Below are 15325 nucleotides of genomic sequence, written 5' to 3'. Positions count from 1 at the left end.
AAACCCTTATCTATTCATTTATTTTCGGAATTGCGATGAATAAATCTAGCGAATCAATATCCTATTCAACAATACATACATCCCCAGATCATGAAGATGATAAATTTCATGAGGAATGTGGCGTGGTAGGCGTCTGGACAACACAGGATGCCGCATCATTGACTGCATTGGGATTACATGCCTTACAACATAGAGGTCAGGAAGCGACAGGTATTGTTACTTACGATGGAAATTTTCATATTCATCGTGGTTTGGGGCTGGTCGGTGAAGTATTTGCCGATCCCCAGGTTATCGCCAAATTACCAGGTGGAATTGCGATTGGTCACAATCGCTATGCTACAACAGGTGCCACGCAGCTTCGTAATGTACAACCTTTATATGGTGATTTTGAATTTGGTGGATTTGCTGTTGCCCATAATGGAAATCTTACCAATGCACAACTCCTTAGACAATCCCTGGTACGCAGAGGATGCCTATTTCAATCCAGTACAGACAGCGAAGTCTTTATCCATTTGATTGCCATTTCCCTTTACAGCAATGTTATTGACCGCTTTATTGATGCCTTAAAACAGGTTCAGGGTGCATATTCTCTGGTGGCCCTTTCCAAGGATATGTTAATTGCCGCTCGTGATCCGTTAGGTGTTCGTCCCCTGATACTCGGCAAACTCAACCAGAATAAGGAAAAAGAATGCTGGGTTGTTGCCAGTGAAACCTGTGCACTTTCCAGCATGGGCGCGGAATTTGTCCGTGATATCGAGCCTGGTGAAGTCATCATCATTAATGATGAGGGTATCCGTTCCATTAAACCTTTTCATAATATTTCTCATCGCTTTTGCATTTTCGAATATGTTTATTTTGCCCGTCCCGATTCCATTATTGAAAATAAATCCGTATATATAGCACGTCAAAAAATTGGAGCCGAACTCGCGCTTGAAAATCCCGTTGAGGCAGATATTGTTGTTCCTGTTCCCGATTCCGGTGTGCCTGCTGCGCTCGGCTATGCAAAAGCCAGCAATATTCCATTTGAGTTAGGCATAATCCGTAGTCATTATATAGGAAGGACTTTTATTGAACCGACTGATCAAATCCGTAATCTTGGAGTAAAACTCAAACACTCCACAAACGGTTCAATTTTAAAAGACAAACGCGTCATTTTAATTGATGATTCCATCGTCCGTGGAACAACATCCAAAAAAATCGTTGAAATGGTCAGAGCTGCAGGAGCAGCCGAGGTTCATCTGCGTATTGCCTCTCCCCCCACACGGTTTTCCTGTTATTACGGAATTGATACTCCATCAAAAGAAAAACTATTGGCACACACACATGATATTGATGAAATGTGCAAATTGATTGGGGCAGATTCACTGGGATTCATTTCATGCAATGGATTATACAAAGCTCTGGAAGAAAAGGAAAGAAATAACGAAAAGCCGCAATATTGTGATGCATGTTTTACAGGAGACTATCCTATTCAACTTACAGATCATGACATGAACCTAACACAAAATAAATAATGAAACTGTCTTTTAAAAACAAAGTGGCTTTCATTACTGGTGCAAGTCGTGGCATAGGTCAGGCTTGTGCCATAGCATTGGCCGAGGCTGGTGCACACTGCGTTCTCAGCGCAAGAACGCAGGGAGGATTAATACAGACAGATAATATGATCCGCCAAAAAGGTGGTAAGGCCACCTTATTTCCATTTGATTTGCAACCCAAAAATCCATTCGATACAACAATTGATAATATTGGCCCTTCCATTGCCCAGCAATTCCATCGACTTGATATTTTCATTCATGCAGCCTTTTATTACACGCCACTTACACCTGTTGACCAAATAACAGATCAAGACTGGTCAAAAAATATTTCCATCAACCTTACAAGCTGTATGAAACTTATTCGAACTTTGTCCCCCTTGTTATGCGCCACACCAAATTCTCAAGCTCTTTTTCTTCAGGGGATAACAAAACCCAGTGCATTTTGGGGATCAGTCACCTCTGTTCAGGCAGCTATTCAAAATCTTATAAATTGTTGGAAAGAAGAAATAAAGGATATCTCTACAGTTCATGTTCAAACCATTACCCCTCCACCAACCAAAACCTTATTAAGGCAATCCTTTTTTCCTGCGGAAGATAAAGATAAACTTAATTCGCCAGAAAAAACGGCAAAAATAATTCTTGCTTTTTTACTAAAAAAACAAAATCCATAACGTTAATAAGTCAAAATTAATTGATATAACCACTTTATTAAATTGATTTTTTTATAATTTTCAATATAATAATAAACCTACTTGAAATAATGGGATATTACAAATGTAAAAATCATATCCTGTGAAAGGAGGAAGGAAGCATGTTAAAATTTAACCGTATCATTTATGGTATCTTATTTAGCAGTATTATCGCATGGACAATTTATATTCTCACTATTGATTTTTATGCCCTTACCCTTTTAACCTATGGACCTCAATCTGTTACTACAGGCCCCATTCCTATAAAATTATCGCATCTTTCCTCTCTAACCTCGATAAATTTATTTACCTTGCTGATTATTACGCTATCAATTCTGTTTAGTAGAATAAAATGTCAAAACCTTTTTGACTGATATCTTATTAAAATTTAATAAAATATTTTGAGATAATACCACTGTACAAAATAACCGTAAAACCCTATCTTTTTTTTGTTACAAAATTTTCCCCTGGATATCTATAATATTTCATCCTTATAATAAAATTATGCATTGATGCTTCAATAGCATTCATCCAAATAAAATCTAAAATTTAGTAAAACCTTAAACCCGCATATCTGCTATTTAAGTAATAGCATCAATGGCTATAAATCTTATCTAAATACACTGCCTAATCTTCAAATTATTCATCTATTTACTATGAAAAATTAAAATGTTGTTGACTCTCATAAATGGACACAAAAAATTTGAAAAAATACACTTTTAAAAAATAACATGTTTAAATTGGCAAGTTAATTTTTATAGTGCAAATTTCTATATTAATAAAACATTTCATGAAACACTCAATACAAGCTTAGAGTTGTAAATTAATTAATAATTAAAGAATTGAATTGCATGTATATCTTATCTATCATTATACGGGCTGTAACTACATAATTCTTTATCACTTTTAAATAATCGTAATATAAACCGACCATTTTAAGGTTGATCTCTTTTTCCATTCATTTTACGATTATAGGCATATATTAATTTATTATACATTTTTTACATGTATATAATTTTATTATGAATTATTAACGTAAGGATAATCATGGATATCAAAAAATTTGCACTCCGTCGCTTTACCGCTAAAAGATATGATCCAACAAAAAAAATTCCTGATCATATTATAAATCAGTTAGTTGACCTTTTACGCTACACACCTACTTCAATTAATTCACAACCTTATCACTTCATTGTCGCTTCCACGGAAAATGGTATTAAGCGCGTTGCCTCATCAATGGTAAGGGAAGAATTCCTTTATAATAAACACAAGGTTGACCGTGCTTCACATACAATTGTTATTTGTTCAAAAACAGATATGGATGAAGCCTATATTCGCAAAATTATTGAACAAGAAATTAAGGATGGCCGTCATAACCCAAATTTAAACAAGGAAGAATTTATCAATCTTTATATCGGATATATGAATCTGCATAAAAAAATTCTAAAGGATCTTCCCAATTGGACAGCAAAACAAGGTTATATTGCTCTTGGAAACTTATTACTAGGTGCCTCGTTAGCAAATATAGATGCCAGTCCCATTGAAGGATTTGATGCAGATATTTTAGATAAAGAATTCCACCTAAAAGAAAAAGGATTTACAAGTATTCTTGTAATTACTTTGGGTTATCATGATAAAACTGATTATAACGCCAAACAACCTAAATCACGTTTCCCCAAAGAGGAACTCTTTACATTCTGTTAATCAGGATAACTGATTTTTAACGATTACAATATTGTGTAATAATAGTAATAGATTATTGATTCACTTTTTTGTACCATAAACGATCGGATTCCTATCTCTGGAAAACCGTATTATCATACCGTCATTATGCCAATATAGTGCCAATGTTGAAAAAAACAGATTGGCATCTTGTTCATATTGGCAGTATATTAAATCTGGAATTGATTTTTTAATTATTAAGGCAACAGCTGTTTCACTTAAAAGACAAACTTCTCCTCACTGTGTCGAATTATTGCCTGAAGAAGCAAAACAAGCTAAAAATGAACTTGATTTCTATATACGTCGTTAATCATCAATGTCAGTCGCCATTCAACTGGTCTATGCTGATTGAAAAGTTTCAACTCATATTCCATGGAAAACCCATAATCAAAGATATGCATCCTATTCTTCCATCTTGACCTATATGGCTGGCAAACCACTGTTCCTTCAGCCATTTTTTCTGGTTTCTCCTGTGCCAACGGGAACGACCATCAAGGGGTAATCAAAAAAACAAATCTGGATTTTATTAATTAATAGAAACGGAAAAATAATCGGTTTGGATGACATTGAAATTCATACGGTTAATGAATATTACTACATAATTTTCTTTCTCCACTATCTAATCTCAGATCAGATTAATATAAAAAAACTCATTTAACCACATGAGTTTCCCTTTAGAGGTTTATTAAGTCGTAAGAAAGAGATTTTTACCAACATTCCTTTTTGGGCAAATTTCCGATACTGATTAAATCAAAAGCGAATAAAATCGGGAAAAATCCATCTTATTTAGTAAAAGATTGGAAAAACCAGGTTTTGCTGTTATTCACATTTCATCTGCAATCTTGACCTTGATCTGCTGATTCCTGCCAACCAGGTTTTTGGCTTTTTTTTTGCAGAGAAAACTAAAACAACAAACAGACATTACAACTATTATTGTTGTTGTAATATCCTTTCCATTGAAAGCCAAAACTATTTTGGCAAGTCATACAAGCTAATACCATTGCAATTGGAAGAACAATTATGCATAATCCATACTGATCATGAATTGCAGTAGAACAGTTGAACCGTAAGATTATAACAGACCTTCAATTTTTTTCGGGTAATAACTGAACCCAAATTGCAGATATTCACAATTTAATTTTTAATAAAAGCGAACTAGACATATAATTATTTGGCACGCTTTTAATATTAGCTAATGAATTAAATTTTAGAATCATTAACTATTGGATGGTTTTACCATGATGCAAGCAGTTAGTTTTTTACAGGCCATCTGGGCGGCATTTAAACTTAATCCTGTCACCCTAGCGCGATATATCTTGCTTTTACCTTTTTGAACGACTTGTACCTGTTGCTTACCTGAAAAAAGAGAAGCTCGATTTTTTGCAATACCAATAGCATTTTTCGCCTGACTTGATGAAGCAAAAGCTCCGACCTGAATTCCCCAGTTTCCTGATAATGACGACACATTTTCTTTTTTAGTTAAATTCATACCTCTTTTACGATTATAATTTACAGAAGCCTCTGCAGCTGGAAATTGGTAGGAAATGGGTCTATAATATTGTTTCCGTTCTGATCTTGATGGCAAAGCTGCCGGAGCTGATGCAACCTGAACAGGCATTGGACGCGATTGCATTGCTGGTGCCTGGGTTGATTGATATCCCCTAGCCAACCATGCTGATTTAACATCTTGACGCGTAACGACTGATGGTGCAGTTGAAGAAGCAACTGGATGAGTGTCAAAATTCTTCCATTTAACTGGATAGGTTGATACAGCAGGCTGTGAAGGCAATGGTGATGCCATAGCAACTTGTGTCGCTGCTGAGCCCGCTCCTTGTAAACTTTGCCTGTTCAAACTATCAGTTGTTGCAGAGCTTGTCCCATTAAGACTGGCCTGATTAAGCGTTTCTGTTGTCTGGCGATTTTGCCATGCATTCTGCACTGCCTGAGCTTGAGGCGATAATGCCATTCTTTGAAATCCGGCTTGCGTTGCCGCAGCATATTGAACTGCATTGACACCCATACCATTTTCATGACCCTCTACCATCAAATCAGCTTGCGATTGTCGGTTTGGTTTTATACCCTGAATTTGAGGGCCAATTGAGGCAACATACCGTCGGGTTTCCAAAGGTAATGTACGATTATGTGTTAAGAAATCATCCAATCTGCCAGGCCCCCCATTATATGCAGCCAAAAAACCTGGAGAGCCATAAATATCATACATTTGACGAATATATGCCGTTCCAGCCATGATATTATCATGAGGATCATAAGCATCATCCCCTAGATTATAAGCAATTTTCATTTCATCATATGTTGGGGGCATTAACTGCATCAACCCCATCGCACCGGGACCAGAAGTTACCAATTGCCCATTATGGTATAAACTTCCACCAGACTCCTGCTGCATAACTGCCCGAATCCATATTTCAGGCACATCAAACCGAGCAGATGCCTCCTGAATATATGGCCCCCATGGATCCTCTGGAGGCCCTGGTGGAGTATAGTAAGAACGGGCATTCGCTTTATAATGCGCAACTTCCTGAGCAATAGGTATTTGTTGCTGACGGGGTGCATTGTTTGCACATGCAGCCAACATTCCAATAATACATCCGAGCACACCAAAACGAACCATGGATAAATAAAGAGATTTATCATGAAGTTGTTTTTCGTTTTGTCTGGAAATAATCAACTTCATTGAACCAGATTTGAGTTTTTCGCCAGATCCTGTAAAATCTTCTGATCGCTTCATTATACCTTTACCCTTATCTACATTCCATAAAGAATTTATTTCCAAATAAATCCATTTTTTTTCAGTGTTATCTTACGAAGCTGTTCGGATTGCAAAGACTTGTACGAACCAGATAAACACTTTAAGAATTCTATCTAAGGTGTACATTATAAAGCATTTCTTTACAATAGAGTAAGAAAACTTATTATTAAAAGTATAAGAATAAAAAAAATCCCCGTCATTTTTTGAAGAATGATTTGTGTATATTTTATTCTTTGTGATAAACCATGACTAAATATTTTGTTTCAACAAGAATTGATGTCTAATCTTTAAAATGTCCACGCAAATACGAACCAGTAATCAGAATTTTTATTATCGACATCTACAATGTTGGATCGATATCAAAGAAAGTTTAAAATTGTGGAAACTGGCCTATTCAATGGCATGGCTAGATATCAAATTACGTTATAAGGGTTCCCTTTTAGGGCCTATATGGATGACATTCTCATCAGCGACGATGATGTTGGCAATTGGTCTCATTTACGGTTCCCTGTTTAAAATCCATACGGAAACCTACCTACCTTATCTTTCTTTTTCCCTAATTTTTTGGCAAAATGGTATTGCCAGTATGATTGTTGATGCATGTCAATGTTTTCTACAAACAGATACTTTCATCCACTCATTAAAGCTTCCCTTCTTCTTGCAAGCAATCCGTACTGTTATCAGGAATTTCCTGATTACCTTTTTAAACTGCATTACTCCTTTTCTTGTATTTATTTATTATCATAAATGGCCTGGAACGATTATTTTATTATCCATACCAGGATTTATTATTTGGATTATCAATAGTCTCGCCATCAATATTTTGCTGGGAAGTATTTGTGCACGTTTTCGGGACATTCCACAAATAATCAACAGTCTGATACAAATCGTATATTATATTACCCCGATCATGTGGATGCCATCTCAGATTCATAATTTTCAATCATTACTTTTGCTTAATCCAATATACAGCACGATGCAGATTATCAAGGGACCTATTCTGGGAGAAATCCCTACCATTTCTGTTTATCTAAGCGCTTTAGCTTATAGTTTGGTATTATGGGGACTTGCTTGGATAATGTTTATACGGTCGAGAACAAGGCTAGCTTTTTGGATATAAAATTTAAACTATTTATTTATAAGATATACAAAGCGATTGAACTATGAATATTAAGGAAAATTGTTCTATTTTTACTTTTCGCCCGCCTGGCGTATTGAAAAGCTCAGTTAATCATTCAAAACGTTTGCGTCATCCCTTGATCCCGGCTTACGAAAGGCAAAATTTAAATGATTTAGGATTTGAGATTGATCCGCATAATAACAATTTAAATGATATTCTAACCTATATCCCTGAAGGAAATCTTTTTTTATCAATTCTTGAAAATGCTTATTTTATTATTCAAGAGGGATTCGATGGTGTAGTTATAACAAATGATTTACAATTAATTGATGAAACTCGTCATTTTTGTAAAAATCAGTCTTTAGATCAAATAAAGATTGATTTGAATGATGCACAATTATTAGAAGAAATTTTTCTCGCTTTTGATCCCAAATGGATGCAATACGACCATTGGATGGGATATTGTCTGTCAAAATCTTATCTAGCAAATTTATATACACCTACAACAATGAAAATTGCCATTCCTGAATATAGAAACAATAATATATTCATTGGTAATTCAATATCTCGTGAATTATATGATAACACATTAGAAAAAGCCAAGCTAAACTCTCGTACAATATTTTTGAAGGACGGTATATATAAAGCGAAAAAACTAGCATTATTCCATCCAAACAGTCATTATCCTTACGATTATTTTAATTTTCATGACACTAGAAGAATCTTCAATTTCATTAACAAAAATTCCCGATATAAAAATGACCTTCCCACAAATTTCTTGATTGCAACGAACCAGAAAAATCAATCCTGTTTTTCTGATCATTTTCAATCAATCTTGACCCAGACTTGTAATGAATTGAATTTACCCATTATCCATTTAGAGAATATGGACTGGGAATCACAAATCGCACTTTTTTCACAGGCTGAATTTATCATAGCCCCACATTGTCCTGAACTGATTAATCTATATTTCTGTCAACAAGACACAACCTTATTGGAATTGACCTCTTTTAACAAAAATAAATCCAGCATATCATGCTGGCCTTTTTTAATAGCCTCCACAAACAATATCAACTACTGCTTTATTGACATGCTAAAAGATAATATCAATATAGAATTTTTAAAAAAAACTGTTCGTAATGTAAGAGCGTTATAAAATCCAATCAATGACTCAATCAAGTTTTATAAAATTAGAGGAACTTTCATTACAATTCCCTCTTTATCATAGCAATCATCGTTCCTTAAAAAAAACATTATTTGCTAAAGCAGGAAAGTTCATCTCTAAACAACAATCCTTAAACCAGAAAACAGGTGCTGATATTCTGGTTGACAATGCTAACCGTATAACAGTTCAAGCATTGCGAAATATCAATCTATCAATAAAAGCGGGAGAGCGTGTTGGATTGATCGGCCACAACGGGGCAGGAAAATCAACCCTGCTTCGTGCAATCACTGGAATATACGAACCCAATTCTGGAAAAATCATCACTAACGGTATAATAGAATCTTTATTGGATACTAATGCAGGCATGAACCGTATTCTCTCTGGTAGAGAAAATATTTATTTAAGGGGTAAACGTCTTAAATACAATAATGAGCAGATCAAAGCCCTGGAAAAAGATGTTGAGGAATTCGCACAATTGCATGAATTTCTTGATTTGCCAATCAAGACATATTCTGCAGGTATGATGATGCGATTAAGCTTTGGTCTGGCAACATCTGTAACCCCAGATATTTTGCTAATGGATGAATGGTTCATGGCTGGAGATAACAATTTTCAGGGTAAGGCAAGACAACGATTGGAAAATATAATCAATAAGGCAGAAATTGTTGTTTTAACAACACATTCCATGCCAATCATCAGGCAATGGTGTACCCGTGTAATATGGCTAAAGGCTGGAGAAATATACGCTGACGGATCAGTGGAAGAGACAGTCAGCCATTATGAACAAAACATGCGTGAAAATTCTTTCTAAAAACTCAATATGATATTATTTAACTATTGAATTATCACAACAATCATCGCATGATGGATCATATTCATAATATTATAAATATATAATAAAATGTCTCCTAATTCTAATTCAGAACAACCAACCCAACAGGAACAGCTCTATTCCCTTCTTCAAATTGTCATCTTGCTGACCGTAGGGGTTATAGCAATCTGGCTTATTGGCGATTTGATGATGATTATTTTTGCGGCAACACTAACCGCCATAATTCTGAAGGGACTTGCAACGATCGTTCGCAAACATACACATCTTCCCCACTGGCTAGCTCTGACCATAGTTTTAATTTTAATTGTTGGCATTATTAGTGCAGTCATCCTAACCAGCGGACCGCAGATTAATGAACAAATTATCAAATTAAAACATGCTCTTGGAACTCAAGTCGGGACTTTCAGGGATCGTTTGCATAATAATCCCTTGGGAGACATGATTATGAATTATCTTCCCAATTCTATTGGCGGGGGTTCTAATAATAGTAATGCTCATTTTACCCTTGGCTCTAGAATTGCAGGTTCAATGACCGGTTTCATTACATCTGTATTTGGGGTTCTTGGCACCATATTTGTTGTATTCATAGCGGGTTTATATTTTGCTGCCTCACCAAATTTATACGGTAATGGCCTACTCCGTCTTTTCCCAGGTCGTCAACGTCCAAAAATCCGTAAGTTATTAATGGTTGGCGGACATGCCTTATGGTCCTGGACAGCTGGACAATCTCTGGACATGCTAGTCGTCGGGATTTGCTCTTTCATTGGTTTAAGCATTATTGGGGTACCCCTGGCCCTTGCATTGGGTTTTGTTGCCGGCATGGCGAATTTTATCCCTTATATTGGAGCAATCATAGGGGCTGTTCCTGCTGTTTTGATTGGTTTTTCTCAAGGGAATAAAGAAGGTATATTAGTCATAATCTTATATTGTATCATCCAGTTTTTAGAAGGAAATGTCTTATCACCTCTTATCCAAAAACATACTGTAAAAATGCCTCCTGCTATCACTATCTTATCTCAAACTGTTTTTGGTACAATTTTAGGCATGCCAGGACTGATCCTTGCTTCACCTCTGACAGCTGCAATACTAGCCATTATGGATGCCAGTACTCCGAAATTGAAATCAGATGAAGAACTGCCCCCCATTGAATGATTCAGCAATAAAACTGTAGAAACATAAATAAAAAATTTTATTTACTACTATTATTACTAAATATTCATTTATATGGATTAATGAAGAATTAAATATTAATATCTTTACTACTAATATTTAAATAATAATTACGCGAAAAATATAAATCATGATAAACTTACTATTGATATAAATATTTAAGTCTTATAAGGAGGGATCATGACTAATCAACACGACACAATCAAAATCCACAATATTGATAAAACAATCGTTCGAATTGCTCTAGGAACATGGGCAATCGGCGGATCATCATGGGGAGGACCCGATGACGACAATGCTATCAAGACCATTCATGCAGCACTAGACAATGGTATCAATATGATTGATACAGCGCCAGTTTACGGTTTTGGCCATGCAGAAGAAGTCGTAGGTAAAGCCTTAAAAGGGAAAAGAGATAATATTGTATTGGCCACTAAAGTCGGATTAAATTGGGATAATTCTGGTAAAATGTTTAGAGATTCCAGCCCAAAACGTATTCAAAAAGAAATTGAGGATTCTTTACGCAGACTTAATACAGATTATATTGACCTTTATCAAATTCATTGGCCAGATGATAAAACCCCAATTAAGGAAACGGCACAGGCTATGGAAAAATTGAGAAAAGAGGGCAAGATCAAAGCAATCGGTGTCAGCAATTTTTCAACCAAACAAATTGAAGAATTCAGCCAATATGCCGATTTGGCCGCTATTCAACCTCCATATAACATGTTCGAAAGAAGTATCGAGAATGATATTCTTCCTTGCGCAGAAAAACATAAATTAGCCACCCTTTGTTACGGTTCAATTTGCCGTGGCTTGTTAAGTGGAAAAATGAACAAAGACACTAAATTCACGGGGGATGATTTGAGAAAATCTGATCCTAAATTTCAACCACCCCTTTTCGAACATTATTTGGCAGCGACTAGAGATTTGGAAGAATATGCACAAAAAAACTACAATAAAAGTTTGCTAGCCTTGGCTGTTCGCTGGGTCATTGATCGTTATAAAGGTAATATTGCACTTTGGGGAGCCAGAAAACCCCAACAGATAAATGGTGTTCAAGATGCTTTAGGCTGGCAATTGACAAAAGAGGACTATAAAAAACTTGATGAAATTCTTGCCAAACATATTAAGAAAAATATAGAACCTTCTTTTATGGCTCCACCAAGCCGATAAAATAAATTGAGGCGTTTATTCTATAATCATTAAATGGAATCAACGCTTCCAATTAATTCCTAATGAGAATTTTGTCCTAAATTAATAATCAAAACTCCTATAATTATAAATAATATTCCCATAATTGAAGTCATAGTTAATTTTTGTTGGTAAATCACCCATCCAATCATGCAAATTCCTACTGTTCCCACCCCAGACCAAATTGCATAGGCTATTCCAACAGGAATGATCCTTAATGCGATCGATAATGAATAAAATGATATGGCATATCCTATCAGGGAAACAATCGTAAATCCCAAATTTGTAAAACCATTTGATGCTTTTAAACTGCTTGTCGCAATAATTTCAATACAGATAGCCATTGTTAAATATAAATAAGGCATTAACAATCAAACCATTTCAACATATAATAAATTAGAATTTTTAAAGGAGGAAGATTATGGGTATTTTTGGCACTATGATTATTATTGACATTATCATTGGCCTGTTGATTTTATTTATTTTGAAAATTATCGGCTCCACATTAAAAACCAAAAAAACAATTGAAGAACGAATTTCCCAAGATACAAATGAATTCAATCAATTTTAATATTATTTTTCGTGAATATCAAATTGAATAGATGTATGATTATTAATAACCTTACCAATAATTGGGGTTATTGTTACTTTTATATTTGCTTTTTTATATTCTTTCGCAATTTTAAACATTGATTGCATTATTTTTGTTTCATTTACATTACTTCTTTGATGAAGTGGAATAACATGTAATAATTTTTCAGAACTTATTTTTTTATTTCCGGTTAATAAAATTGAATCTATAACAGGATTGTCGTTATCTGATTTGTCAGGGTGAGATACAATTGAAGAAATAGTTTTTATAGATGTTTTCTGATGCTCAACCAAAGCCGAAACACTTGTTGATGGTAAAATAAAACTGAAACCTATAATAAACAAATAATAAAATTTATTGCGTATTCTATATATATTTTGCATAATCTTTCTCATTCCTTAAGCTAAAATCATTTATTTCAATATTTCATCAAAATAATCAGATATTTAAATCCACCCCCGCAATTCTTCATTAATCAAGCCCTCAAGCATATCAATTCCTATTTCCCCATCGTTTAGACAGGGGATATAAATGAATTTTTTACCTCCTTCTTTTAAAAATAAAGCTTTATATTGATGACCGATTTCTTCAATTGTCTCAAGACAATCTGTTATAAAACCAGGCGCCATAACCGCTATATTTCTTACACCTTCCGTGACAAGTTTTTTAATAACATCAGTGATATTAGGTTCTAGCCACTTGCCGGGCCCAAAACGAGACTGATAAACCAACGGCATATACCGCTCATCTTTATTCATCATTTTTCGCAATGCCGTGGCGGTCTTTTGACATTCCTGTTCATAGGGGTCCCCTCTATCGACATAGGTTTGCGGCAGACCATGAAAAGATAAAATTATACGTTCGGGTTGTTCGGATAATGAGTTTAAGGTCGTTTCAATTTGTTTATATAAAGCTTGAATATAAACCGGATGATCCGCAAACGAAAACATCGTGCGTATTGCAGGTTGTTTACGATATTTCTGCAAAATTCTAAATAGCTTATCATTGACACTTGCCGTGGTTGTCGCACTATATTGCGGGTATAAGGGCAAGAGAAATAAATGATAAAATTGTTTTTTTAAGAAATGACTGATTTTTTGCTCAATGGATGGTTTTCCATATGACATTGCCCAATCAATTAATACAGGTTTGTTCTTGAACCTTGATTGCAATTTTTGAATTTGACGTTCTGTAATCACACTTAATGGACTTTTATTTTCTTGGTTATCCCAAATCATTCGATAAGGTTTTACAATCCGGAATGGCCGAACTGTTAGAATGATCCCCTGTAAAATAGGTTGCCAAATCAAAGGATTCATTTCTATAACACGTCGATCTGAGAGAAACTCTGATAAATAACGTCGTATTGCGCCATAAGACGCTGCTTCCGGTGTTCCCAGATTAACCAATAAAATCCCAATTTTTTTCGGGCTTACGACAGTTTGCATATTTAAAACCACCTGTATTTATCTATCAATCAAAGCCCAGTTGAACAAGTTTTTTCATCAATGAAGAAAATGGAAGAAATTGTATGTCATCGAAACTATACCATAACTCATCTCGATCTCTAAACGATAAATCAATTTTTTCTATTCTTTTATAAAGCCTTAATTTAAGCACAAAATGTGTAAAAACATGTTTAATGCAACCTTTGTCCTCAAATAATCCTTTCACCCCAACGCTTTCTTTTGCATTATCCAGTGATATTGGCTTCAAACCCCATTGAGTGCCTGGCAATTCCAAGGTTCCACCCAGCAACCCCTTTACTGGACGTTTCCTAAATAAAATCCTGCCTTCCCGATCCTGAATAAAAAAAGCAATTCCATATCTTACAGGTCTTGAAGATTTTACAACCTTTCTTGGCAATGTTTCAGCTATTCCCTTTTTATATCCCAAACATTGTCTAGACAAAGGGCATGATAAACAGGAAGGTTTTTTTGGTTTGCAAACTGTTGCTCCCACATCAAATAACGCTTGGGAAAAATCACCGGCTCTTTGTTTAGCTATAAGATCATCATTTAAATGACCAGCTTTTTCATCAAGATATTTTTTTGCTTTTGGCAACTCTGCGTCGATAGTAAATAAACGTGCTGTCAGACGTTCGACATTACCATCAATTGGCACTACAGGAACATTATAGGCAATTGACGCTATCGCTGCCGCTGTGTAATTTCCAACACCTGATAAAGCCTTTAGTTCCTTGACCGTATCAGGAACCTCGCCATTTTTACGCATAATTTCTTGAGCACAACGGTGCAAATTCCTGGCTCGACTATAATATCCCAGTCCAGTCCATAGTGACATGACCGTATCACGATCTGCATCTGCCAGAATATTAATAGTTGGAAAATGTTCTATAAAACGGTAAAAATATGGAATAACCGTTGCAACTTGTGTTTGCTGAAGCATAATTTCACTTAACAGCACATAATAAGGATTTGGTTTTTCATCTTTTTTTGCTCGCCAAGGAAGATCTCGCCGATTATGATCATACCATTCTAATAATGACTGCGCACAAAAACCCTGTTTTGACATA

Annotated in this window: 16 protein-coding genes; 11 read left to right on the top strand and 5 right to left on the bottom strand. The window is 35.2% G+C overall.

Features of this window, described 5'->3' with window-relative positions; genetic code table 11:
- Positions 1-35: 35 nt before the first annotated feature.
- The 5 genes from purF (at position 36) to D9V35_RS09320 (ending at position 4256) form a co-directional block, all read left to right on the top strand.
- Positions 36-1514, top strand: a complete 1479-nt coding sequence (gene purF / locus D9V35_RS02635; RefSeq protein ID WP_110438673.1) for an amidophosphoribosyltransferase — start codon at positions 36-38, stop codon at positions 1512-1514.
- Positions 1514-2206: an SDR family NAD(P)-dependent oxidoreductase gene (locus D9V35_RS02630; protein WP_122123257.1), complete on the top strand. Its 693-nt coding sequence runs from the start codon at positions 1514-1516 to the stop codon at positions 2204-2206. Before purF ends, D9V35_RS02630 begins: the two co-directional genes overlap by 1 nt.
- Positions 2207-2346: 140 nt before the next feature.
- Positions 2347-2598, top strand: a complete 252-nt coding sequence (locus D9V35_RS02625; RefSeq protein ID WP_122123256.1) for a hypothetical protein — start codon at positions 2347-2349, stop codon at positions 2596-2598.
- Between the two features lie 673 nt (positions 2599-3271).
- Positions 3272-3928: an oxygen-insensitive NAD(P)H nitroreductase gene (nfsB, locus tag D9V35_RS02620; protein WP_122123255.1), complete on the top strand. Its 657-nt coding sequence runs from the start codon at positions 3272-3274 to the stop codon at positions 3926-3928.
- 160 nt (positions 3929-4088) lie between these two features.
- Positions 4089-4256 (top strand): hypothetical protein, encoded by a 168-nt coding sequence (locus D9V35_RS09320; protein WP_162988546.1) that lies wholly within the window; start codon positions 4089-4091, stop codon positions 4254-4256.
- A 906-nt stretch (positions 4257-5162) separates the two neighbouring features.
- Here the strand turns inward: D9V35_RS09320 and D9V35_RS02615 are convergent.
- The gene (locus tag D9V35_RS02615; RefSeq protein ID WP_240993395.1) at positions 5163-6695 is read right to left on the bottom strand and encodes a lytic transglycosylase domain-containing protein; all 1533 of its coding nucleotides are present in this window, start codon (positions 6693-6695) and stop codon (positions 5163-5165) included.
- Positions 6696-7008: 313 nt separating this feature from the next.
- Here D9V35_RS02615 and D9V35_RS02610 point away from each other — a divergent pair, with 313 nt between their 5' ends.
- The 5 genes from D9V35_RS02610 to D9V35_RS02590 all read left to right on the top strand — a co-directional run bounded on the left by D9V35_RS02610 (position 7009) and on the right by D9V35_RS02590 (position 12179).
- Positions 7009-7836, top strand: coding sequence for an ABC transporter permease (locus D9V35_RS02610; protein WP_122123254.1), 828 nt, complete (start codon positions 7009-7011; stop codon positions 7834-7836).
- Between the two features lie 43 nt (positions 7837-7879).
- Entirely contained in the window at positions 7880-8992 is a 1113-nt protein-coding gene (locus D9V35_RS02605; RefSeq protein WP_122123253.1) for a glycosyltransferase 61 family protein, read from the top strand.
- 10 nt (positions 8993-9002) lie between these two features.
- Positions 9003-9812 (top strand): ABC transporter ATP-binding protein, encoded by an 810-nt coding sequence (locus D9V35_RS02600; RefSeq protein ID WP_122123252.1) that lies wholly within the window; start codon positions 9003-9005, stop codon positions 9810-9812.
- A gap of 90 nt (positions 9813-9902) precedes the next feature.
- The gene (locus D9V35_RS02595; RefSeq protein WP_122123251.1) at positions 9903-10985 is read left to right on the top strand and encodes an AI-2E family transporter; all 1083 of its coding nucleotides are present in this window, start codon (positions 9903-9905) and stop codon (positions 10983-10985) included.
- Positions 10986-11183: 198 nt separating this feature from the next.
- Positions 11184-12179 (top strand): aldo/keto reductase, encoded by a 996-nt coding sequence (locus D9V35_RS02590; protein WP_122123250.1) that lies wholly within the window; start codon positions 11184-11186, stop codon positions 12177-12179.
- Positions 12180-12238: 59 nt separating this feature from the next.
- On the opposite strand, the gene D9V35_RS02585 is transcribed toward D9V35_RS02590, so the two are convergent.
- Positions 12239-12562, bottom strand: a complete 324-nt coding sequence (locus D9V35_RS02585) for a DMT family transporter (RefSeq protein ID WP_110438663.1) — start codon at positions 12560-12562, stop codon at positions 12239-12241.
- Between the two features lie 56 nt (positions 12563-12618).
- Here D9V35_RS02585 and D9V35_RS09315 point away from each other — a divergent pair, with 56 nt between their 5' ends.
- On the top strand, positions 12619-12768 hold the full coding sequence (locus D9V35_RS09315) for a hypothetical protein (RefSeq protein WP_155580137.1): 150 nt from the start codon (positions 12619-12621) through the stop codon (positions 12766-12768).
- A gap of 2 nt (positions 12769-12770) precedes the next feature.
- Here D9V35_RS09315 and D9V35_RS02580 read toward each other — a convergent pair whose 3' ends face one another.
- The 3 genes from D9V35_RS02580 to mutY all read right to left on the bottom strand — a co-directional run bounded on the left by D9V35_RS02580 (position 12771) and on the right by mutY (position 15324).
- Positions 12771-13172: a POTRA domain-containing protein gene (locus D9V35_RS02580; RefSeq protein WP_122123249.1), complete on the bottom strand. Its 402-nt coding sequence runs from the start codon at positions 13170-13172 to the stop codon at positions 12771-12773.
- Positions 13173-13235: 63 nt separating this feature from the next.
- Positions 13236-14237, bottom strand: a complete 1002-nt coding sequence (gene hemH, locus D9V35_RS02575; protein ID WP_122123248.1) for a ferrochelatase — start codon at positions 14235-14237, stop codon at positions 13236-13238.
- Between the two features lie 25 nt (positions 14238-14262).
- Entirely contained in the window at positions 14263-15324 is a 1062-nt protein-coding gene (gene mutY / locus D9V35_RS02570; RefSeq protein ID WP_122123247.1) for an A/G-specific adenine glycosylase, read from the bottom strand.
- Position 15325 lies beyond the last annotated feature (1 nt).

It is taken from the genome of Commensalibacter melissae (genome assembly GCF_003691365.1).
GTDB lineage: Bacteria > Pseudomonadota > Alphaproteobacteria > Acetobacterales > Acetobacteraceae > Commensalibacter > Commensalibacter melissae.
The sequence above is the reverse complement of the archived record's forward strand: the minus strand, read 5'-3'. Positions and strand labels throughout refer to the sequence as shown.